This is a genomic window from Corynebacterium sp. CCUG 51687 (assembly GCF_024453995.1).
GTDB lineage: Bacteria > Actinomycetota > Actinomycetes > Mycobacteriales > Mycobacteriaceae > Corynebacterium > Corynebacterium pseudogenitalium.
Map to the genome: position 1 here is coordinate 74,922 of NZ_JAGPYT010000004.1, position 20,577 is coordinate 95,498.

Annotated in this window: 19 protein-coding genes; 10 read left to right on the forward strand and 9 right to left on the reverse strand. The window is 58.0% G+C overall.

Annotation, left to right across the window (positions count from 1 at the left end; genetic code table 11):
* The first annotated feature begins 13 nt into the window (after positions 1-13).
* Complete coding sequence (locus KBX13_RS05355) at positions 14-499, forward strand: DUF2269 family protein (RefSeq protein WP_070479480.1); 486 nt, start codon at positions 14-16, stop codon at positions 497-499.
* Between the two features lie 3 nt (positions 500-502).
* Here KBX13_RS05355 and KBX13_RS05360 read toward each other — a convergent pair whose 3' ends face one another.
* The 5 genes from KBX13_RS05360 to KBX13_RS05380 form a co-directional block, all read right to left on the reverse strand.
* Positions 503-907, reverse strand: coding sequence for a hypothetical protein (locus KBX13_RS05360; protein WP_256021139.1), 405 nt, complete (start codon positions 905-907; stop codon positions 503-505).
* A gap of 611 nt (positions 908-1,518) precedes the next feature.
* A complete protein-coding gene (locus KBX13_RS05365; RefSeq protein ID WP_070362655.1) occupies positions 1,519-2,337 on the reverse strand; it encodes a trypsin-like serine protease in 819 nt (272 codons plus the stop codon).
* Between the two features lie 89 nt (positions 2,338-2,426).
* A complete protein-coding gene (locus KBX13_RS05370; RefSeq protein WP_070479477.1) occupies positions 2,427-4,562 on the reverse strand; it encodes a DEAD/DEAH box helicase in 2,136 nt (711 codons plus the stop codon).
* A complete protein-coding gene (locus KBX13_RS05375) occupies positions 4,559-5,701 on the reverse strand; it encodes a HAMP domain-containing sensor histidine kinase (RefSeq protein WP_070479476.1) in 1,143 nt (380 codons plus the stop codon). The genes KBX13_RS05370 and KBX13_RS05375 overlap by 4 nt, the downstream gene beginning before the upstream one ends.
* Positions 5,698-6,381, reverse strand: a complete 684-nt coding sequence (locus KBX13_RS05380) for a response regulator transcription factor (RefSeq protein WP_256021141.1) — start codon at positions 6,379-6,381, stop codon at positions 5,698-5,700. The genes KBX13_RS05375 and KBX13_RS05380 overlap by 4 nt, the downstream gene beginning before the upstream one ends.
* Before the next feature lie 113 nt (positions 6,382-6,494).
* Here KBX13_RS05380 and KBX13_RS05385 point away from each other — a divergent pair, with 113 nt between their 5' ends.
* The 7 genes from KBX13_RS05385 to KBX13_RS05415 all read left to right on the forward strand — a co-directional run bounded on the left by KBX13_RS05385 (position 6,495) and on the right by KBX13_RS05415 (position 14,297).
* Positions 6,495-7,466 carry a hypothetical protein gene (locus KBX13_RS05385; RefSeq protein WP_256021143.1) on the forward strand — a complete coding sequence of 324 codons (972 nt, stop codon included), beginning with the start codon at positions 6,495-6,497 and terminating at the stop codon, positions 7,464-7,466.
* 19 nt (positions 7,467-7,485) lie between these two features.
* Complete coding sequence (locus KBX13_RS05390) at positions 7,486-8,370, forward strand: trypsin-like serine protease (RefSeq protein WP_256021144.1); 885 nt, start codon at positions 7,486-7,488, stop codon at positions 8,368-8,370.
* Positions 8,371-8,454: 84 nt separating this feature from the next.
* The gene (locus tag KBX13_RS05395) at positions 8,455-9,837 is read left to right on the forward strand and encodes an amino acid permease (protein ID WP_176754835.1); all 1,383 of its coding nucleotides are present in this window, start codon (positions 8,455-8,457) and stop codon (positions 9,835-9,837) included.
* 7 nt (positions 9,838-9,844) lie between these two features.
* Positions 9,845-10,240: a (deoxy)nucleoside triphosphate pyrophosphohydrolase gene (locus KBX13_RS05400; protein ID WP_256021146.1), complete on the forward strand. Its 396-nt coding sequence runs from the start codon at positions 9,845-9,847 to the stop codon at positions 10,238-10,240.
* 29 nt (positions 10,241-10,269) lie between these two features.
* Positions 10,270-11,211, forward strand: a complete 942-nt coding sequence (locus KBX13_RS05405) for a DEAD/DEAH box helicase family protein (RefSeq protein ID WP_256021148.1) — start codon at positions 10,270-10,272, stop codon at positions 11,209-11,211.
* Between the two features lie 62 nt (positions 11,212-11,273).
* A complete protein-coding gene (locus KBX13_RS05410; RefSeq protein WP_256021149.1) occupies positions 11,274-13,169 on the forward strand; it encodes a DUF3427 domain-containing protein in 1,896 nt (631 codons plus the stop codon).
* Between the two features lie 129 nt (positions 13,170-13,298).
* The gene (locus tag KBX13_RS05415) at positions 13,299-14,297 is read left to right on the forward strand and encodes an L-lactate dehydrogenase (protein ID WP_070362663.1); all 999 of its coding nucleotides are present in this window, start codon (positions 13,299-13,301) and stop codon (positions 14,295-14,297) included.
* Between the two features lie 61 nt (positions 14,298-14,358).
* Here KBX13_RS05415 and KBX13_RS05420 read toward each other — a convergent pair whose 3' ends face one another.
* Together KBX13_RS05420 and KBX13_RS05425 are read right to left on the reverse strand one after the other, a co-directional pair.
* Entirely contained in the window at positions 14,359-15,171 is an 813-nt protein-coding gene (locus KBX13_RS05420; RefSeq protein ID WP_256021151.1) for a nucleoside hydrolase, read from the reverse strand.
* 9 nt (positions 15,172-15,180) lie between these two features.
* Positions 15,181-16,389, reverse strand: a complete 1,209-nt coding sequence (locus tag KBX13_RS05425) for an MFS transporter (RefSeq protein WP_256021153.1) — start codon at positions 16,387-16,389, stop codon at positions 15,181-15,183.
* A gap of 124 nt (positions 16,390-16,513) precedes the next feature.
* On the opposite strand from KBX13_RS05425, the gene KBX13_RS05430 reads away from it, so the two are divergent.
* Positions 16,514-16,975 carry a hypothetical protein gene (locus KBX13_RS05430; protein WP_070362666.1) on the forward strand — a complete coding sequence of 154 codons (462 nt, stop codon included), beginning with the start codon at positions 16,514-16,516 and terminating at the stop codon, positions 16,973-16,975.
* Between the two features lie 8 nt (positions 16,976-16,983).
* On the opposite strand, the gene KBX13_RS05435 is transcribed toward KBX13_RS05430, so the two are convergent.
* On the reverse strand, positions 16,984-17,583 hold the full coding sequence (locus tag KBX13_RS05435) for a hypothetical protein (protein WP_256021155.1): 600 nt from the start codon (positions 17,581-17,583) through the stop codon (positions 16,984-16,986).
* Positions 17,584-17,637: 54 nt separating this feature from the next.
* The gene (locus KBX13_RS05440) at positions 17,638-19,203 is read right to left on the reverse strand and encodes a carboxylesterase/lipase family protein (protein WP_256021156.1); all 1,566 of its coding nucleotides are present in this window, start codon (positions 19,201-19,203) and stop codon (positions 17,638-17,640) included.
* Between the two features lie 102 nt (positions 19,204-19,305).
* Between KBX13_RS05440 and KBX13_RS05445 the strand changes: the two genes are divergently transcribed.
* Positions 19,306-20,205, forward strand: coding sequence for a hypothetical protein (locus tag KBX13_RS05445; protein ID WP_256021157.1), 900 nt, complete (start codon positions 19,306-19,308; stop codon positions 20,203-20,205).
* Positions 20,206-20,577: the final 372 nt, after the last annotated feature.

Here is a 20,577-nt window from a genome sequence, read left to right on the forward strand (position 1 = left end):
ACAGTGGTTGCCTATGACTACTCTGTTAACTTTCCTTCACGTCGCAGCCGCCATCTTGCTGCTGGGCCCGATCGTCGTATCCACCTCGATGTTCCCGCGCCAGGCCGCCGAGGCACAGGCGGGCGATGCGGCCGCTGCCGGTCGCGCGTCGATCCTGTACCGCATCTCGCGCACTTACGGCATCGCGTCATCACTCGTTCCGCTGCTCGGTGTCGCCATCCTCTTCGGCGACTGGGCTGCGTACAAGACGAACTACTTCCTGCACACCTCTATCGTGTTGGCAGTCATCGCCTGGGCACTGCTGCTTTTCGTGGTCATCCCGACCCAGCGCAAGATGGTCGGTACACTCGGTGAGCTGGAGCCAGCCGAGGCCGACCCAGCCGATGTCACCGCGAACTTTGAAAAGTCGAAAGCGAAGGCTTCCGCGTTCGCTGGTGTCTTTAACCTTTTGTGGTTCATCGTGTTGGTGCTGATGTTCTTGCCAGCACCAACTGTGTAGTTACTAAAACTTTATCGACGACGCCAGGCTAAGCAACGCCAACACGATCGGAACAACGATCGCGGCAATCTCACCCGGTGTCATATCGCTGGAGCTTTCGGATTTCGACGAGGAGTCCCGCTCCGAGCTCTTGTCGGAGGACAGCAGCCGGTCGTAGAGACCGGCTTCATTTATGCCAGCAGCTCCAAAAACCAGGTCCGACGCCTCGGACTGACTCACCCTCTTCCCCTCAACAATCGGGGCGGCCCACAGCCAATCCTTTCCGTTAATCTTGATGCCATTTATGCTGGCGAAACCTGCGTTGCCGAATGCTGGGCCGGCTGACAAGACCCCTGCAAACTTCTTTGTCCCGTCCTGTTCCTCGACCCAAATCGGTCCACCGGAGTCGCCTGACTGGGGTGAGCCCACCGTCGCAGAAAATCCTCCCCCACCACGCGCAGCGCGATTCCCGAACATCGTGGCTGTCAACGACGGCTCCCGAGAGTCGCAGAAAATCCTCCCCCACCACGCGCAGCGCGATGGAACTTCCCACAGGTAACGTCGTTCGTGCCCGTGTGGGATGTTTCCCCGTGGAAGCACGTCTTCACGCCCCGCTTGATCGAAGTGATGTCGGCCTTTGCGTCACCGGAGTAGATGTTTTCGCCCATCGACACGCCCCGGTCCCACTCGATCCAGGCAAAGTCATTCGAAAATGAATGATCGTATCCAGGTGAGAGATGCAGCGTCCCGATGCTCTCCGTAGTGGGACGATCAGTTTTCCTGTCGTATAACGCGATACGAGCCCCATCGTGTCCACAGTGCGCAGCGGTGTAACTGACACCAGCTTCATGATCGTTAAATCCCAGCGTGCACAGACCACTACCGGTATAGATAGCATCGCCCTGGGTCGGCTGGATTGGTGCCGCGGTAGCGCTTGGCACGAGGACTGCAGTCGAGCATGCTGCGACGGCCAGCGAAGATATGAATTTCCTTGTCAACATACTTCTATACTGGCACAGTTCTGCAGGAATGCTAATGAGCTAGCTGTAATTCACTACGCCTGGTAGGAACCCTGCGAGTGCACTGAACCCGTCAGTCACAGCGCCACGAACCGCATCAGCAGCCGGGCCAACGGCCGAGCCCGAAGCCGGCATCATGAGGTTCTGCGCATACAGGCCCAACAAGCGTGACTCAGCGACGCGAGGCCCATCAGTAGCGTGCACGCCAACGACCAGGTCGCGCGAACCCAGCAGCGGTACCTTTTGTGCAACCCACTGCGAAGAAACAACGCCAACAAATCCGCGGCCCGGAATCCACAGCGGGCCACCGGAGTCGCCGGGACGGGTCATCGGCGCTTCGACGAAGAACGTATTTCCTTCTGCTCCGCCGAAGCGACCACACGTGGGGGCGCCCGTCGGTCGGTTCGAGGTTTGCCCGAAGTAGCACACGCGCTCACCTACGGCGATTGTGTTTGGGTTTACCCACGCGTCACCGGAGAACCGGTTGCCGCCGATCTGCACCGGCGCATCCCACTGGATAGCGGCCCAGTCATTGCCAAGGCGGCCGTCGTACGCCTTCGAGCGATACAGGGTGCCGAGCTGTGGCGAAGCAACCCTCGCGTTGTGGTCCACGATGCGCACACGCGCACCGTCCGGTCCGCAGTGCGCCGCAACCAGGCTTCGCCTGCGAGACGGTTCATTAAATCCGACGGTGCAGTAACCGCCGCCTTCAACCATCACGGCTCCGCCCTGCTCTACGCGCTGCAGGTTCTGTGCCTGCGCAGTCGGCAAGTTCGTTACGACGCCCACTCCGAGCGCAAGCGCCCACCCCAGCGTGAGCAAACGGCGATTCAACTTCATGCCTGTGCAGTCTACTGCACAACCAAGCAATGAAAAACGCACCCGTCGAGTAGTCATTACTCAGCAGGTGCGCTCAGGATCAAGGGCGCTTAGTCCCAGCTGCGGTCATGCCCGCGGCCACCGCGGCGATCGTCACGGTCGTAACCGCCACGTCCCCGCCCGCGGCCACCGCGGCGATCATCGCGGTCGTAACCGCCACGCCCGCGCCCGCGTCCACCGCGGCGATCATCGCGGTCGTATCCACCGCGCCCGCGCCCGCCGCGTCCGCGCGGAGGTGCACCGTGATCACGCTGAATATTGATCAGCTGACCGGAAATACGGGTATCCGTCAAACGATCAAGGACCGCGCTGTCCAGGTTCTTCGGCAGCTCAACCAGGGTGAAGTCCCCACCGATAGTGATGCGACCAAAGTCCTTGGAGCTCAAGCCCCCCTCGTTGGCGAGCGCGCCAACGATTGCACCCGGGCGAACATGCTGGCGCTTGCCAACATCCAGGCGGTAGGTGTCGAAGTTCTCCGAATCGTGGTCGAAGCGGCTGCGGCCTCCACGACGGTCATCACGGTCACGCCCGCGGCCACGGCGGTCGTCGCGATCCCACCGATCACGGTCCCGCCGATCGCGACGGTCCTTCGGCGGCTCCTTCATCAGGAACTCGTCACCCGCCAAAGCCTGCGTTGCCAAAGCAGCGGCGATGTCGTCCATCGGCACGTTGTTGGCAGCGGAGTATTCGCGGACCATGGACCGAAACACCTGCACCTCGCTCGCCTCGAGCGACTCGGTGATGGAGTCCATAAACTTCGTCTTGCGGCTCTCGTTGACTTCGTCGACCGTCGGCAGATCCATCTCTTCGATGGTCGCGTTGGTTACGCGCTCAATGGAGCGCAGCATGCGACGCTCACGCGGAGTGACAAAGAGGATCGCCTCACCTGTACGGCCTGCACGCCCGGTGCGGCCAATGCGGTGCACGTATGACTCGGTGTCATTCGGGATGTCGTAGTTCAGCACGTGGCTAATGCGCTCAACGTCCAGGCCACGAGCAGCGACATCGGTAGCGACCAGGATGTCAAGGCGGCCGTCGCGAAGCTGATCAACGGTACGCTCACGCTGCTGCTGAGCGATGTCACCGTTGATCGCAGCTGCGGAGAACCCGCGGGCACGCAACTTCTCAGCCAGCTCCTCAGTCTCCTGCTTCGTACGCACGAAGACAATCATTGCCTCAAACTCAGTGACTTCAAGGATTCGGGTGATCGCATCGAGCTTGTTGCGGTGCGCCGTGAACAGGTAACGCTGGGTGATGTTCGTATTGGTGCGCGTCTTCGACTTCACCGTGACTTCAGTCGGGTTGTCGAGGTACTGCTTCGAGATACGGCGAATAGCGTTCGGCATCGTCGCAGAGAACAGCGCAACCTGCTTCTCTTCCGGTGTGTCCTCCAAGATGCGTTCCACGTCTTCCTGGAAGCCCATGTTCAGCATCTCGTCTGCTTCATCGAGGACAAGGAAGCGCAGGTTGGAAATGTCCAACGAACCCTTCTCCAAGTGATCGATGACGCGGCCCGGAGTACCCACGATGATCTGGGCACCGCGGCGCAGACCGGACAACTGGATACCGTATGCCTGGCCACCGTAAATCGGAAGCACGGAGATCCCGCCAAGGTGGTCTGCAAACGACTGGAAGGAGTCTGATACCTGCAGCGCAAGCTCACGTGTAGGCGCGAGGATCAGTGCCTGCGGGTAGCGCTCCTTGCGGTTGATCCGTGAAAGGATCGGCAGCGCGAACGCGGCCGTCTTACCGGTACCCGTTTGCGCAAGGCCGACAACGTCGCGGCCTTCCATCAACAGTGGAATGGTTTCAGCCTGAATCGCGGATGGCTGCTCAAAGCCAACCTTCTTCACGGCATCCACGACTTCTTCAGGCAGATTCAGGTTCTCGAACCCGTTCACTGGCTCTTCAGCGGTCTCGTCTGCCTCTGTGGCCTCGTCCGCCTCGCTCCCAGCGAGGTCCGCCACGTCGCCACCGACGACGTCGGCAAGGCTCAAAATCTGCTCAGTCTCATTAGTTTCGGCATTGGCTGCGTCTTGCGCAGCGCCGGTTTCCTCAGAAACTCCCGCATCCCTGGTGTCCTCACGTGCAGCATCCGCTGCGACATCCTGCGGGTTTTCCTGATTTTCCGACACATTCATATCCGGCTCTTTCTCGCCGCCGGTGGCGTTTTCGGAAGTGATCATTGTTTCCCCACAGTACGCCACCCTGCAGTGATTTTCCTATTCGCCACTGGCAATGTCATCCGCGCCACGAGTCCGCCACCAACTTCAGCGCTTCGCGCCTCGAGCTCCAACTCCCCGTGGTGCGCACGCGCAATCGTATCAACCAGCGCCAGCCCTAGTCCGTGCCCCGGACGCGCACCAGCAACGCGCGCATTCGCCCTGCTAAATGGCTCTACGAGCTGGCTGACTGTGGCAGGGTCCAACACGTCCCCATCATTGACGACGCCCACTTCGACCCCATCACCGGATCCAGTCCGGCAAACACGCACCTGCACAGTCCCGTCCACGCCGTGGATACGAGCATTCTCGATGAGGTTTTGGATCGCGTGGCGCAATAGCACGACGTCGCCGAGGACGTGAATGTCTGGCTCGATGGTGGCGTCGATACCTTCGGCGCTCGAGGCGACAGTGGTAATGAGCTCTGAGATGTCAATGTCGCGCGCCTCGAGTACTTTGGCCTCGGCCTGGCTGAAGTTCAGCAGCGACGTGACCATCTCCGCAGACGACGCATTCACGGTGCGGATGTCGCGGATGGCGTCGCGTAGCTCCTCTGCAGGTGCATTCGGGTCTAGTAGCGCGACATCTGCGATGGTCTGAATGGTAGCGATCGGGGTTTTCAGCTCATGGGACGCGTTTGATGCAAAGCGTTGCCGTGCCGCGATGGAGTGCGCGAGGGACTCCAGCATCGAGTCGAGTGCGTGCGCGAGGTCAGCGACATCGTCAGCGGGGCCTTCGTAGTCGAACCGCTGATCAAGATCGCCGGCAGAGACCAGACGTGCAGTCGCCGCGATGGTACGTACGGGTTTGAGCAACACACCCGCGACGAACCAACCGATGGCGCCGGCGAGCGCCGTCAGCACGCACAGCGCGACGAGCGAGGCGCCGAGCATCACGTTGAGCACCTCGTGTGAGATGGGCACGGACCCATCAATAAATGCTCCGTCACTGCCGGGAACGCCCCCGACGCCCTCGATGACAGCTTGCACAGGTACCGGAGTCAGGCGCAGATAGAGGTACACCACCGCGGTCAGGCTCAGCCCTGCGGTAAAAACCGTTGCCACGAACAACCACGACGTACGCGCACGAAGTGAAAGCCTCATTGGTACGGCTCCTCCGCAACGTAGTAGCCAGCGCCGGGCATTGTTTGCACAATCCAAGGCTGCCCCAGCTTGCGCCGCAAGTGCGAGATAGTGACGCGAATCGAATTGGAGAACGGGTCCGCGTTCGCGTCCCATGCCTCTTCTAAGAGCTGCTCCGCGGAAATAACGTGCCCCTGTGCTCGCATCAGTGTTTCAAGCACCGCGAACTCTTTCGGCGACAACGCAATCGACGCGCCACTTCGGCGGACTTGGTGAGTGCCTCGATCGAGGATGACGTCGCCGCAAGTGAGCGTCGAGGCTATTTCGGGTGCGGCTCGTCGCAACAAGGCTTTGACGCGAGCCAGCAACTCGGGCAGCTCGAACGGCTTAGTCAGATAGTCGTCCGCCCCAATCTCGAAGCCTTCGAGACGATCCTCAAGTGTTGCGGACGCCGTGAGCATCAGCACTCGCGTGTTTGGGTACAGCTCACGGACGGTTGCACAGACGTCGTCGCCGTGAACTTCGGGGATATCTCGGTCGAGCACGATCACATCTATCGGTTGTGATTCCAGGCGGTCGAGCGCGGAGCGGCCGTCGTAACGCACATCAACGAGCATGTCCTCGCGGCGCAGTGCTTTACCTAACGCATCGGCGAGCAGCATCTCGTCCTCAACGATCAAAATCTTCGGCGGTGCAGCCACAACAGCCCCTTCCACGTTGGAATTCTTGTATTCTGCTGTGATTCTAATTGGGGCTTCTTACGGGGTCGCAATGTTAACGCTCTCGCAACATCGCCCTGCATAGCGTGAGGAGCATGTCAAAGACTTCCACACCGGATCTGCGAGTTCACGGTATTGATTACGCGCGAGCCGTAGCACTCGCAGCCATGATCTTCGCGCACCTCACCCATCCTGCTGGCGTCACGGGTCAGTTGCTCTACGGCTTCCCCGCGGCAACGTTCGCGTTCCTGGCTGGCATCTCGATGGAGCTGATGGCCCGGCGCGCCCAAGCGGTAGGCGGCGAGGCTGTTGCGCGCTGTCGCCATGGCTTTTATGTTCGTGGGACGCTACTGATTGTGCTGCATGCGCTCCTCGTGCCGTTCGCTGGCGACATCGAGGTTGTGCTCCTCGTCTTTGGCATCTGCTACCTCTGCTTAGCGACGCTTCCCCACTGGCCAACTGCGCGTTTGGGCTTGCTGCTTGCGGGGTTGCTCTTTGCTTCGGCTGCAACGACGGCGCTCGGGAGGGTTGTGGCGCTACCGGCCGCAGTCTTCGGTGCCCCCTACCCGGTCTTTTCGTGGGCGGCACTCATGGTTGCGGGCATGGTGTCGTGGCGTGTCATCCTCCACCACCCATGGCGTCGTTGGGTCGCAGTCATTGTCGCGGCGGCGGTGCTGCCTGCGGTGATTGCAGCTCGGCTGCACCTCAACACGGCAGGTGCTGGCCTATTCATCGCCGCGATCGATCCGAATGGGCACACCGGGGGACTCATTTCAGTGATCAGCGAGTGCGCCGTCGCGACTGGTATCACTGCGCTGTGTCTCATCCTCGCACAGTTTGTTCCGTTTGGTTGTGACATGGGCCGGATGCCTCTGACGGTGTACTGCGCACACGTTGTCACGGCCAACGGCCACAGCGGGGTGGTATACGCAGTACTCACGCTGGCAGTTGCTTTCGCCTTCGCTGTGCTGTGGCGCAGCTTCTACGCCCGTGGACCACTCGAGGCCGCGATGCGCATGGTCGTGGCTCGCGCAACCCGGACCGATCTCCCTCCTCTCAAGCAATAAAGAAAAGGAATACTTCACCATGAAACTGAACACTTCCACTCGTATTCTTAGCTCCTGCGTCGCTGCCGCGCTCGTAGCACTCCCGGCAGCACCTGCATTGGCAATGCAGTCCGATACGTTCGCTGAGCCTTCGGCAGAGTCCAACGCAGTAGTCTCCGTCCGCACCGCGGACGATGACCCAGACACCGGCGTGTGCACAGGTACCGCCATTGCGTCCCACTGGGTTATTACTGCGCGCCATTGTATGGACCACCTGCCACAAGCTGGTGGGTCCGTGCGTACTGGCCAGGGTGATAACCAGAAGTTTTATGACGTCGATAAGTGGATGACCACCCCGAAAGGCGATATCGCGCTGCTGCACACCTCTGAGGACCTCGGACTCGATGCTTATCCTGAGCTTGCTAGCGATATCCCAGCTGCAGGCAGCGACGCTACTTTCTACGGCTGGTCCTCTGATGGCTCTGGTGCCGGACGCACCCTTCCGTACGCAGACGCTACCGTCGACGGCCCAACCCCGATGATTCTGTTTGACGGCACCGACGGCGTCGAAGCCACCATGAAAGGTGGGGCAGCAACCCAGCCCGGTGATTCCGGCGGCGCGCTCTTCAGTGAGGGCAAGGTCGCAGCCATCGCGTCCGCATCACTGTTTATGGATCCAGACAACCCGGACTCCGCTGAGGAAGGAGTGAGCCCGAAGGTTGCGTTTGCGCCAGTTGCTTCGCAGGCGGACTGGATCCGTGAGCAAATCTCCGCCAAGGAAGACTCGGCCGAAACGACCCCCACAGAAAATGACGGCGGTACGCCGACGTGGATGCTCATCACTGCCGGTGCCGCCGTCGTTATCGCACTGGCAGTTGCCGCAGTTGCACGCTCACGGAAGCGTGATGCTGATACTGCACAGTAGCGCTGCCTGAAAACGCGACCGAACTCACAGAATTACCTGTGAATAATTTACAGAGCAGCGTAATTAAACGTTATGATGTCTGCCATGACTTCCCGCTCGTCGAAGCCCAAGGGGCTTACACACCGCCATATCCACTTCATCGCCCTCGGCTCGGCGATCGGCACCGGGCTCTTCTACGGCTCCGCCGGCGCGATTCAGGCCGCCGGCCCCTCGGTGCTCCTCGTATACTTACTCGGAGGGGCCGTCGTCTACTTTATGTTGCGCGCCCTGGGCGAGATGAGTGTGCAGCACCCGGTTCGTGGGTCGTTCGCGGTGTACACCAGGGAGCACCTTGGTGGCCTGGGCGGGTACATTACCGGGTGGATGTTCGCATTCGAGATGATGATCGTCTGCCTTGCGGACTTGACTGCCATCGGCATTTATATGAAGTTCTGGTTCCCGGACACCCCAGCATGGGTATGGATTACCACTACCCTGCTGGTCATTGGTGCGGCGAACCTCGCATCCGTGCGCTGGTTCGGCGAGCTGGAGTTCGCATTCACGCTCATTAAGGTCGTCGCCGTAATGGCGATGATCGTCGGCGGTGCTGCCATCCTCGCATTTGGTTTGGGTACCGACCCAGAGACGACCGGAATCTCTAACCTCTGGAACGACGGTGGCTTCTTCCCGAACGGCATCGAAGGCATGATCGCAGCGTTCATCCTCGTACTCTTCGCCTTCGGCGGAACTGAGATCATCGGCGTCGCCGGCACCGAAGCAGACGATCCGGACCGCTCGATCCCGAAGGCCGTCAACACCGTACCGCTGCGCATCCTTCTGTTCTATGTCCTCGCCATCCTGGTTATCTTGATGCTCAACCCGTGGCGTGCAATGACTGGTGAAGAAAGCCCCTTCGTTCAGATCTTTGACACACTTGGCGTGAACTGGGCCGCTGCACTGCTCAACTTGGTGGTCATCACTGCTGCCCTTTCTGCAATTAATGCAGACCTGTTCGGCACTGGGCGCGTTCTTACTGGCCTGGCGAAGGAAGGCCTAGCCCCGAAGATCATGAAGCGCACCATCCGCGACATCCCAGTAATGACGACCATTACCCTGTTGCTCGTACTCATCATCGGCGTGGTGCTCAACGCGCTCTATCCGAACATCTTCGAGACCATCGCAGCGCTGGCCACCTTCGCAACCGTGTTTGTGTGGCTGATGATCCTGCTGGCGCACGTCGCATCTCGTCGCAACATGTCCGCGGCAGAGCGCGAGACCTTGAGCTTCCCTGTACCGTTCTGGCCCTACGGGCAGTGGTTCGCGATCATTTTCATCTTGTTCACATTCGGCATCATGGTCTGGCTGCCGCAGTATCACATGGCGCTCGCCGTAGGCGTTGCATTCGTGGTCATCATGACTGTGCTCTACTTTGTCACCGGGCGCCCAAAGGCAGTTGCGGCAGCGCACGTCACTTACGAGATGAAGTAGTGGAAGTATGACACGCACGGTTGATGTGGTTGGTGCAGCCATTCTTCACGACGGCACCATCTTCGCCGCCCAACGCGGTAGCGGTAAGGCTCAGGCTGGACTGTGGGAATTTCCTGGTGGGAAAATTGAACCAGGAGAAACCCCCGAAGCTGCGCTCAAGCGAGAACTCAAAGAAGAGCTGTGTATCGACACCCGCGTGATTGACCATATCTGCACCACCACCCATTCATACGACTCTGTCACCATACGGCTCGCTGTTTACTTCTGCGAGCTGCACGTTGGAGAACCTGTGCTCACCGAGCATGCTGATTCCGGTTGGTTCCCCATCGCAGAGCTCCACCACCTGGAGTGGGCCCCAGCAGATATCGAGGCTGTTGAGCGGATTCAGGAGATTTTTTCCTAATGCGAACTCGTGCTTCGTTGCGTCGAGCCGTGGAACACGGCTTTCTCCAGGCAGATCATTCTCAGGCGTACTTGGAAAATCCCGTTCTCGTTACTAACAATGACGTCGAGAACATGTTTGGTGCAATCAGCGCTGAGTTGGAGTATGCCGACAGTTTCCGATTTTCAATCGCGTTCGTCACACTCGATGGTCTCAGCGCACTCAAGCAAAAACTGGTTCGATTCAATGGCACAGGCACGATCATTACTTCGGACTACTTGGGGTTTAACCACCCGGATGCGCTTCGCGAGCTTCTCACGTTTCGAAATATCGAGGTACGAATCATTACGGATATGCCTCATCATGCGAAGGGTTATCTCTTTGAGCATGGCGATCACGTTACTGCGCTGGTAGGTAGCTCAAATATGACGCGGAATGCACTATTCAGCAACACCGAATGGAATCTTCGTTTTTCTACCCATAACGACGGCGACATTGCTGACCAGCTGAACCAAGCGTTTGAGTGGCAGTACTCTCGCTCCGAACCGCTCACAGAACAGTGGATTAACGAGTACGAGCAAAACTCGTGGAGCCCACAACCTGTACGTAGTCCAGACCGACAAAGTATTGTCGGTTGCACATCCGCACAACGCATTATGCCAAATGCAATGCAGGTGGAAGCGCTCGAGGGGCTGCAGCGCGTGATTGATGCCGGCGAACAGCGTGCCTTGATTATTTCAGCGACCGGTACTGGTAAGACGATTTTGGCTGCGTTGGCGGCCCGAAACTTCGCACCGCAGCGGATGCTTTTCCTCGCGCACAATGAACAGATCCTCCGCAACGCGGCTGCAGAGTTTAGCAAAGTCCTAGAGTCTGCCCCTGAAGAAACTGGACTCTTTTCTGGCCTGCAAAAACAGCTAGACGCACGCTATTTGTTCGCAACCGTGCAATCCATGAGCAAGCCTGAAAACCTGCAAGAATTCTCCCCCTAGCGTTCGATCTCGTCATTATCGATGAAACGCATAGAGCTGGTGCCAATACATACCAGCGCATTTTGCAGTACTTCCGCCCTAAATTCACATTGGGCCTGACTGCTACTCCCGAGCGGACCGATAACTTCGACTTATACAAACTCTTCGACTACCAGGTGCCCTATGAGATCCGACTGGAAGGCGCGCTCGAAAATAAGATGCTCGTCCCATTCGATTATTACGGGGTAACTGATTATGACCAGGGTGGGAAGTTCTCGGTCACAAGCTCCACGCCATCCTCACAGCTCGTTTCGAGTGCGCGAGCTGCACATTTGGTGAAGATTCTGGAGGACTATTCATTCGCTAAAGGGACAAAAGGGCTTATATTTTGCAGTCGCGGAAAAGAGGCGAGGGCGCTCTCTGAGTACTTAAACGATTCCATTGTCCATGGGAAGCAACTTCGTACACGCTCTTTGTCCGGCAGTGACTCCATGGAAGAACGTCTCAAAGTTGTCAGAGCACTTGAAAACGGCGATCTAGATTACATCTTGTCCGTCGACATCTTTAACGAGGGTATTGATATCCCTCAGGTCAACCTTGTGATGTTTTTGCGCGAAACGCAGTCCTCGATCATTTTCACGCAGCAGCTTGGTCGTGGGCTTCGAAAGGCGGAAAACAAGTCATCTCTCAGAGTGATCGATGTCATCGGCAACTACACGAACAATTACCATATCGCGCTCGCACTCACCGGCGACCGTTCTGGAAACAAAGACAACATCAAAGACAAACTTAGACGTACGCGGCGTAGACCGCTCGCCGGTGCTTCGACGGTGAGTTTTGATGAGGTTTCCTTCCACCGCATCATCGAATCGTTAAAGCAGGCTCGCATTAATGGCCGACAGGCAAAAAGAGACGCAATCGAGACTCTACGGTCCAGGCTGGGTCGTGTTCCTTCCCTCGAGGATTTTGAACACCACGACGCGATGGATCCTTACCTTTTGGCATCTACTGATGCTAAATCCGCAAACTACTGGTCGCTCCTCGCTTACTTTGAGGTCGTATCGACCTGCCCTTCTGAGTTTGAAGATGCCGTACTGCGCATGTTAACGCGGGAGCTTTTGAATGGAAAACGCCCCCAGGAGCTATTATTGCTGCAAACTCTGCTTGCCGAAGGTGAAATGTCGGTCGAAGCGTTCCGCTCGCTTCTGAACGAGCACGATCTCGATTCTTCCAATCAGGTACTCGAGTCCGTGGAACGGATACTCAATCTCCAGTGGTTTATCAACGCAGTTCGGGAAAAGTACGGAAACACTCCAATTGCAATTCGTGACGGAGACCGCTTTGTGCTCCATCCTCGTTTTCGTAAAATCTACAGATCTTATTCCCGAGACCACCCGGATCCTGCGGTGAGTTTTCGCGCGCATGTTGATGACATCGTCGCTACTGGCCTACTTATTAATCAACGCCACTACAACGGCAGTGACCGTTTTGTTCGCGGCAAGACGTACACTCGCAAAGACGCAATTCGTCTTCTCAACTGGTATAGCGATTCCAGCAGTACTGTTTACGGATATCGGACCGACAAGCGAACACAGACATGCCCAATCTTTGTCACGTATCACAAAAGCGATGAGATGGAGGAAAGCGTGCGCTATGAAGATGAGCTTCTCGATCTCTCAACGCTGTACTGGTTTAGTAAGTCCAGGCGCACTTTAAAAAGCAGAGAGCTTCAGCCTATCCTCAACGGCGATGCTGAACTGCACCTCTTTGTTCAGCGAAAAGACGCGGACGCCACAAACTTTTATTACTTGGGGCGGGTTACATCCGAGAATCCAAAGCAAACAACAATGCCTGGGAAAGACGGCGTTGCACTCGATGTCGTAACAACAAACCTCAAGCTTGAGCTTGCGCTGCCTCAAATCCTTTTCGACACCATCACTGCCCCTCAAAATGTAGGTATCTCCGACATCCGCAAGTAAACGCCGCCCGGTTGTGCCCGGCTATTTCCGTTATCTTGGTTACATATTTCGATTGGTATTCCCAATGTGGCGGAAAATCTGCAATGATAGAGAGCGGAACATAGTTTTACTGGATTCAGGAGAGATCACATGACTATCACCAATCCGTCTACCCCGTCGAATAACATCACGCCAGGCAACAAGATTGTCTTGATTGGTGCTGGTGATGTCGGCGTCGCGTTCGCATACGCAATCCTCAACCAGGGTATTTGCGACCACCTCGCAATTATCGACCTGAACGAGAAGAAGACGTGGGGTGAGGTCGAGGACCTCAACCACGCAATGCCGTACTCAGGCCACAACACCAAGATCACGGTCGGCACCTACGAGGACTGCCGCGACGCAGCGCTCATCGTCAACTGTGCAGGTGTTGCACAGCGCGACGGCGAAACCCGCCTTGAGCTCGTGGGCCGCAATGTGAAGATCTTCGAGTCCATCAACAAGGAAGTGATGGCCAACGGCTTCAACGGCATCTACCTGGTTGCAACCAACCCTGTCGATGTCCTGACCTACGCCACCTGGAAGCAGACCGGTCTTTCCTCCGCACAGGTCGTGGGTTCCGGCACCATCCTGGACACCGCACGCTGGCGCTGCAACCTCGGCAAGTACTTCGGTGTTTCCGCAAGCTCTGTTCACTCCTACATCATCGGTGAGCACGGCGACACCGAGCTGCCTGTCGTGGCATCCGGCTCCGTCGCTGGCGTTTCGCTACGTCGTCGTCTGGAGAAGGAAGCAGAAACCGATCCGAAGATCTACGAGCGCATCGACGAGATGTTCGTCGCAACCCGCGATGCCGCCTACAAGATCATCGAAGCCAAGGGCTCCACGTCCTTCGGTATCGGTGCTGGCCTTGCCCGCATCACCCGCGCAATCCTGATGAACGAGGACGTCGTACTGCCAGTCTCTGCTCTCCTTGAAGGCCAGTACGGTCAGGAAGACATCTACATCGGCACCCCGGCTGTTATCAACCGCAACGGTGTCCGCGAAGTTGTCGAGCTGCACCTTGAAGATAGCGAGAAGGAAAAGTTCGATCACTCCGCCAACACCCTTCGTGGCGTGATGGTCGAAGCTGGCCTCACCGAGGCATAAGCCTTTCTCATACCCTTCGATTGCGCCCGCCGGACACATTCCGGTGGGCGTTTTGTCTGCGTTAGTCCTCCGCCCGGAGGTGCCTCGTTACGTCCAGAGCATCATCGCCGCGTGCAAGAGCGTCGAACGTGGCGCAGCAGGCGTCGAAAAGCTTGACGACGTCCTCTTCGTCTACATCTGCGGCGTCAAGCACTAGCGCGTTCGGGTCATCATCTTCCTCGGCAGGCGCGAGCGTCACACACTGCCCACCAGCCTGGATATCACCTAACGCGACCTGGGCCGCGAGTAGCGACACGCCAGTAACCGCGGTGGCCCCGATTTCTGCCAGCGGTGCGCACCGTTGCACATCTACCTGTCCCAACGTTTCCGGTGCTGCACAGACAGTGATCGCCACCGGGGTGTCCTGCAGCACCACATCGGAGGCTTCTCGGTCGAGTAGAAGGCTGGATTCAGACACAACGATGTGCTCAAGTGCGTCGAAGTACTCGGGGTAGCGCCGTGAAAACTCGGCGAGGTTTGTCAACGGGCCCGTGCAAATCAAACACAGGTCCCGTGTACCTCGCGCGCACGCGTCGGCCCACAACAGGTCCCAGTCATTCGCGACGTAGCGTTCTGGGACTCGGGCGTCACCCAGTCCAGCATCGCGCGTCGGTTGATGTTTTGGCGCGTCGCAACCTGCTGCGACCGCAACAGCGGGCAGGCCGCAGCGTGCCAACACCCACGCAGCATGCTGGGCACATTGCGCAGCTGAGGCGCTACCGCTTGAGGTTGTCACGCACTCCAATTCAGCCTGCCCACGATGGTGCGCAGCAACGACATATGCCAACGCAAGCGTGTCCTCGACCCCTGGGACGCAGTCAACAATTATTCGCACCGTGCTCCTTTACGCAGTGGACCTGTGCAGAGATTCCTTACCGTACATTGCCCAGAGCAATAGAGCGACCAGAGCAACTACTCCGCAGGCGCCAAACGCGATAGCAAAGCCGAACACCTCTGCCAGAAAGCCGATCACAATCGGCGCCGCAATCTGGCCGGAGTCCTGCACCATCTGATAGGTAGAAATCACCTTGCCACCTGAGCGGTCGTTGCCGATGATGTCAGCTAACGTCGCCTGCGAGGCAGGACTCATCAGCCCACCGCCAACACCCGCACACACTGAGACCAGCAACAGCACCCACACTGTCGTGGCGAGTCCGAGTGTGCCCGTGAATATTGCCGAGACCGCAAGACCTGCGAGAATGCAAGGGCGACGTCCGATTCGGTCAGCCAGCCGACCAGAAAACTGCAGCGTGACACCCGTGCCCAGCGCGAACGCAGTCAACGCAAGTCCGGATGCCGCGCCACCATTTGCAAATATCGCCGCAGCGAACAGCGGAAGGACCGAAACGCGCGCACCAAAGTTCACAAAACCATTTGTAAAGGCAACAGCGAGCAACGCACGGTACGTGGGTTGCTTCCAGGCTCGGCGCAGTGGCATTGGCGGCTGCTGTATTCTCGGCGCCTCTGGCTTGTGTTGCCGAGACGTAGCAACCCACACGATAGTTGCCGCAAGACCGACACCAACACCGTAGACTGCGAACGGAATTCGGTATCCAAGGAAACTGAGGCCAGCGCCGATGATTGGCCCGAAGATGTTGCCAAGCAAGAATGACGACGCATAAAGTGCATTCGCTCGCCCGCGGATGCCAGGAGGAATCACGCGAACGATGAAGGCCTGTGCTGAGAGCGTAAACATCGTGGATCCGAAGCCAGCGATAAAGCGCAACACCAAAATATGCCAGTACGCCTGAGCAAACGCCACGGCAAAGGTTGCAGTCGCAACAATGCTCAGCCCGGTGAGGTACACCGGCCGCGATCCGAGCTTATCCACCAGCGCGCCCGCGCCTGGCGCACCAAGCAAGCGAGCTGCCGCAAACGCGGAGATCACCGCTGCAGCGGCCGCCATGGACACGTTGAAGCTGGCGGCGAACTGTGGCAACACCGGGGCGATGAACCCGTAGCCGAGCGCAATGATAAACGCTGCGGTGCACAGCACCCATATCACTGAAGGCAGCTTTGGTGAAGCGCCGCCCTTATATGTTTGTTCCGTCATACCAGCGACAACACTAGTCTTTCTTCGCGTTAACATCCCATCACGCAACAAAGTTAGCACAGGTGTTCGAATTCATGGGTGATTTGGCCACTCCGTGTCCAGCTACTCTCGTACGCTTCGAAGCATGTTCTACGAATCAACGATTGCTCAAGAAATTATTCATCGCTTTGACGACACCGTCCAAGCCCTCAGCGCCACAGTCAAGCACCCTCGCTCTCTTGCACGACCAACTGGCTCGTGGCGCCCGCCGGTCATCGCATTGCCGCGAGTCATAGACAAGCAACACATCAACCTTGCGCTTACGCGGCGGAGAGTCGGCCCGCGGGCTCAGGCGATGGTGCAAGGTTACGGAGCGTCTGCACGTCCCGCGTACATCATCGAAGCACGATTCACCGCCCAGTCGGGTGCGCCGGTCAACCCCGCGGTAGCTGAGGGTTGGATGCGTGCGCTCTACCCCGACGCGACGGAGGACATGCTTCATCTTCTGCCACACCCATACGCGGCAACGTATGTCTGGCTAGTCGACGGCCACTTCGATCCCGTCCGCTCTCCTTCATCCCTGTTCGCTGGACTGAACGTAGCGTAACCGGTTGGCTACTGCCCTGGTTCGTCGTCAAGCGGAAGCATCTGACCCTCCCAGTCTTCAGCCTGGTCAGCAACCAGATTCAAGACATCAAAAAGCCTGTCGATGTCGGTGAAGCTACCCAAGTTAAGTTCTTCGGGATCTGCTTCCTCATCGTCTCCAGGAACCACAAACTGCACGTGGGCAGTGGCTGTGGCGTCGATAACTTCGACCTCCACGTGGACTTCAGCCTCTGTACCAACTTTTGCGAAGACGAGTTGATGGTTTTCGGCGTCCGGAAAGAATTCAAGCCCGGCGATACGTTCATCTGCAGCCTCGAGCAGGCTGCGGAACACGGTAACCACCTCGTCAGTGGCTATATGCTCAGCGACAGCGGACACAGCATCTTCGGCAGAAAATATAACTGCGACCAATGCTGCTTCAAAGTCCTCATCGTCTTCATCAACGTCAGCAGCCGCGATATACACGTTCGCCGCTGGCAGTTGCTCGTCGATAACAACGAACTGGATCTCAATCTCGGGGGTGATAGGAACAAACATCGTGTCATCGTGCACACGAGACTCAATACCTTCACGGTCTAGAGCCGCGGCAATGTCTTCTAAAAAGCTCACGAAGAATCCTCTACTCTTCCTCATCGTGGTTGTCACCGGCGGACGATGCCAAGCCTACTGTTCTGACCCCATGATGCGCATCCACGCTTCGCGGCCCTGCCAGCTACGCATGTCAAAAGCCTCCCATGCCCGGCGTTTGTGACGTTTTGGGTCGTACACGATTGACGGATGTTCGTTGATGATTGCGGTCGCGCGCCCGGGGTGGTCGTCGCCACGAAAATCGTAGCGGGGCCAGTTCGGCCCTGGTTCGCCGGTATGAAAGAACGACCCCCAGTTGCGCTGCATCACTTCAACTACTGCTTCAAACGCAACGGTGGAGCCAAACCGGTCGATCTTCGATGAGCGTGTACCTTCCCTATCGCCAAACACCGCCATCAGGTCGGCTGTGTGCATTGCTCCCAACCCGAGCCGCCGCATCGTCGCCGATGCGTATTCAAAGCGGTACATCCAAGTCGGAGCCACCTTACGGTGCTCCCCTGCAGCGATCACCGACGGTCCCCAAAACACGGCGTCAGCGAGAAACTCGGCGAAGTCCGTTCGCTGGCTCACGTCGCTATACGCCTGGATGACCGCTGTCGCGTTCTTCGCATCATATGCCTCGAGCAAGCGGCGTGCTGCACGCTGACGGGCTTTCGTCCGCTGATACAGAGCCTTTGCAAAGCTGGCCTCATCCGCATTGGTCCCGATGATCAACGGCACCGACGCCTGTTGCCCGGCGCGGAACATGTCCAGCGGGTGAGCTGGCAGCGTGGTGCCATCGACCGTCGGCATGAAGCTCAAATTCAGTTCGCGCAGCTCGCGGCCAGTAAACAGCATGGACTGCCCCACTCTAACCAGTTCCTCGGCCGGTACCTCCCGGAGGTGCTCGAGGGTAGATAGTCGCGATAGCCCCATGCCGTCAAGAAGTGTCGACGTCCACATCGCGGCTTGTGCCTTCGTATGAACGGAAGAAAGCGGAGTCGACTGGGCGATTGCCCGGTGGAACAACCCCCGAGCTGCCGGAGCGCACATCATATGGATTACTGAAGCTGCCCCGGCTGACTCACCCATGATGGTTACGTTATTCGGATCCCCTCCGAAGGCCGCGATGTTTTCGTGCACCCACTGCAGCGCGAGGATCTGGTCCAAAATGGCGGGGTTGGCAGCGCAGTCCTCGCCGATACTGCGCAGATCCAAGTACCCAAGCACCCCGAGGCGAAAGTTTAAGGAGACATAGACGATATCGGTGGCATTAGCCAGAAAGTGCCCCTGGAGTACTTTCTCATGACTCGATCCGCTTACGAACGATCCACCGTGAAAATAGATGACGACGGGGAGTACGTCGTCCGTATCAGGCCGAACGATGTCTGCGTGTAGGCAGTCCTCGGTGCCGATTACTGTGTCTTTCCACCCGAAATTCGTCTGCATCGCAGGTGGCCGATAGTTGGTTGTGGTGCGCACACCTGACCACGAAGGCGCAGGCTGTGGGACCCGAAATCGGTTCTCACCGCCCATATCTGCACCGTAGGGTACCCCGCGCCAAGTGCGAACCCCGGTTTGTGGATCAATAGTGCCAGCAACGATTCCCGAGGTGGTCTGCACCTGGAGGTGCTCCTGCGGATTGTTGCTGTTGAGATGCATGCCTTTTAGCCTAGCCCGGAATTCTGTCTATTCTCGTGGAGTTTCTAAGGCGGGTACGATGAACGCTCGTACCAATAATTAATAAGGAGAAAAACACACAGCATGTTAGAAAAGTTCCGCAAAGACAAGCACGAAGACGACGAAACTGTAGTCGAAATTATTGAAGACGCCCGTGCTGAAGACTTAAGCTCCCTCGAGGAGGAAGCAGGCCCAGCAGGCCGAGCGTTTATCGCAGCAGTAGATAAGGCTGTCCATCTTCAGTCCGGTGCCATTCGGGCTTACGTGAACTGGCTTCGCCGTCAACACCCGGAGCAAAGTCCTGCGGAAATCCAGCACACGATGGACAAGCATTTTAAAAACGTAGTCTCCGCAACAGGTGCAGGCGTGGGCGCAGCAGCCGCGGTTCCTGGCGTAGGGCTCGTCACCGGCGCAGCAGCCGTTGCTGGCGAATCGGTAGTCTTCTTAGACCTCGCCGCGTTTTACACCCTCTCTTCCATGTACTTGCGCGACGTCAATATCGAAGACAAAGAGCGCCGACGCGCAGGCGTGCTCACGGTCATGATGGGCGCCCAGGGCGTTGCGATTGTTGACACGTTGCTCGGCGCGGACCGAGCTCGGCCGAGGGAGTTGGCGTCGAAAAATGTCCTGACGCGCTTTGCTGGCCCGGGCCTCGCCGAAGTCAATGGCATCCTGTCTCGTGTGGCCATGAAGTCGTTTACGAAGCGGTTCCGCCGAGCATGGATTGGCAAGATGCTGCCTCTGGGGCTCGGCGCGATCGCGGGCACCGCCGCCAACCGCAAGCTTGCCGACCACCTGATGGATAACATCGCCGTCGCCCTCGGCACTCCTCCCTCCCAATTCTTGAGCCCTCTTCCGGAAAAGCCTGACCAGGAGGAGGCCGGCCTCAGCGCGAATCCAAAGAACCTTCTGCGCTGGGTACTCCGACTCTTTGGTGACGACGACAAAGTACGCGACACCAATCAGCAAGAAATTACCAAATAGCTTCGGCTCCGAAGTTCATTCCCGCCTCCCCCAAAACTGAGGCGGGAATCACGCACTTCCATCTTTCGCCTACCCCCGGTAGCACCTCTGCTTTAGTTGGAGAACCACACCCTGCACCGCTACCGAAACACAGCGCCCCCTCAAATACGCGAGCCTGCTTTGGCCCCACCTTCTTGGTCCCCCCGAGACTGCACACGAGCGCTTCTCGACAGCTGCCACCGTGAATGCTGCTCGACGCCCACTCTGTACTTCCCCGCACGCCAGGCCAAAGTCGACGTGCCCGCCTCACCTCTTCAAGAGTTCGAAATCAATCAATCACGAGCAAGCAACCGTTCAAATACTTGTTGTCGAATGAGGACGTATCATTGATAA

Bases quoted from the DNA above. Each gene is read 5' to 3' on its own strand.
- KBX13_RS05370 (WP_070479477.1), bottom strand. From the start codon at position 4,562: ATGATCACTTCCGAAAACGCCACCGGCGGCGAGAAAGAGCCGGATATG.
- KBX13_RS05395 (WP_176754835.1), top strand. From the start codon at position 8,455: ATGACTTCCCGCTCGTCGAAGCCCAAGGGGCTTACACACCGCCATATC.
- KBX13_RS05365 (WP_070362655.1), bottom strand. From the start codon at position 2,337: ATGAAGTTGAATCGCCGTTTGCTCACGCTGGGGTGGGCGCTTGCGCTC.
- KBX13_RS05400 (WP_256021146.1), top strand. From the start codon at position 9,845: ATGACACGCACGGTTGATGTGGTTGGTGCAGCCATTCTTCACGACGGC.
- KBX13_RS05440 (WP_256021156.1), bottom strand. From the start codon at position 19,203: ATGCATCTCAACAGCAACAATCCGCAGGAGCACCTCCAGGTGCAGACC.
- KBX13_RS05390 (WP_256021144.1), top strand. From the start codon at position 7,486: ATGAAACTGAACACTTCCACTCGTATTCTTAGCTCCTGCGTCGCTGCC.
- KBX13_RS05430 (WP_070362666.1), top strand. From the start codon at position 16,514: ATGTTCTACGAATCAACGATTGCTCAAGAAATTATTCATCGCTTTGAC.
- KBX13_RS05445 (WP_256021157.1), top strand. From the start codon at position 19,306: ATGTTAGAAAAGTTCCGCAAAGACAAGCACGAAGACGACGAAACTGTA.
- KBX13_RS05385 (WP_256021143.1), top strand. From the start codon at position 6,495: ATGTCAAAGACTTCCACACCGGATCTGCGAGTTCACGGTATTGATTAC.
- KBX13_RS05425 (WP_256021153.1), bottom strand. From the start codon at position 16,389: ATGACGGAACAAACATATAAGGGCGGCGCTTCACCAAAGCTGCCTTCA.
- KBX13_RS05375 (WP_070479476.1), bottom strand. From the start codon at position 5,701: ATGAGGCTTTCACTTCGTGCGCGTACGTCGTGGTTGTTCGTGGCAACG.
- KBX13_RS05355 (WP_070479480.1), top strand. From the start codon at position 14: ATGACTACTCTGTTAACTTTCCTTCACGTCGCAGCCGCCATCTTGCTG.
- KBX13_RS05415 (WP_070362663.1), top strand. From the start codon at position 13,299: ATGACTATCACCAATCCGTCTACCCCGTCGAATAACATCACGCCAGGC.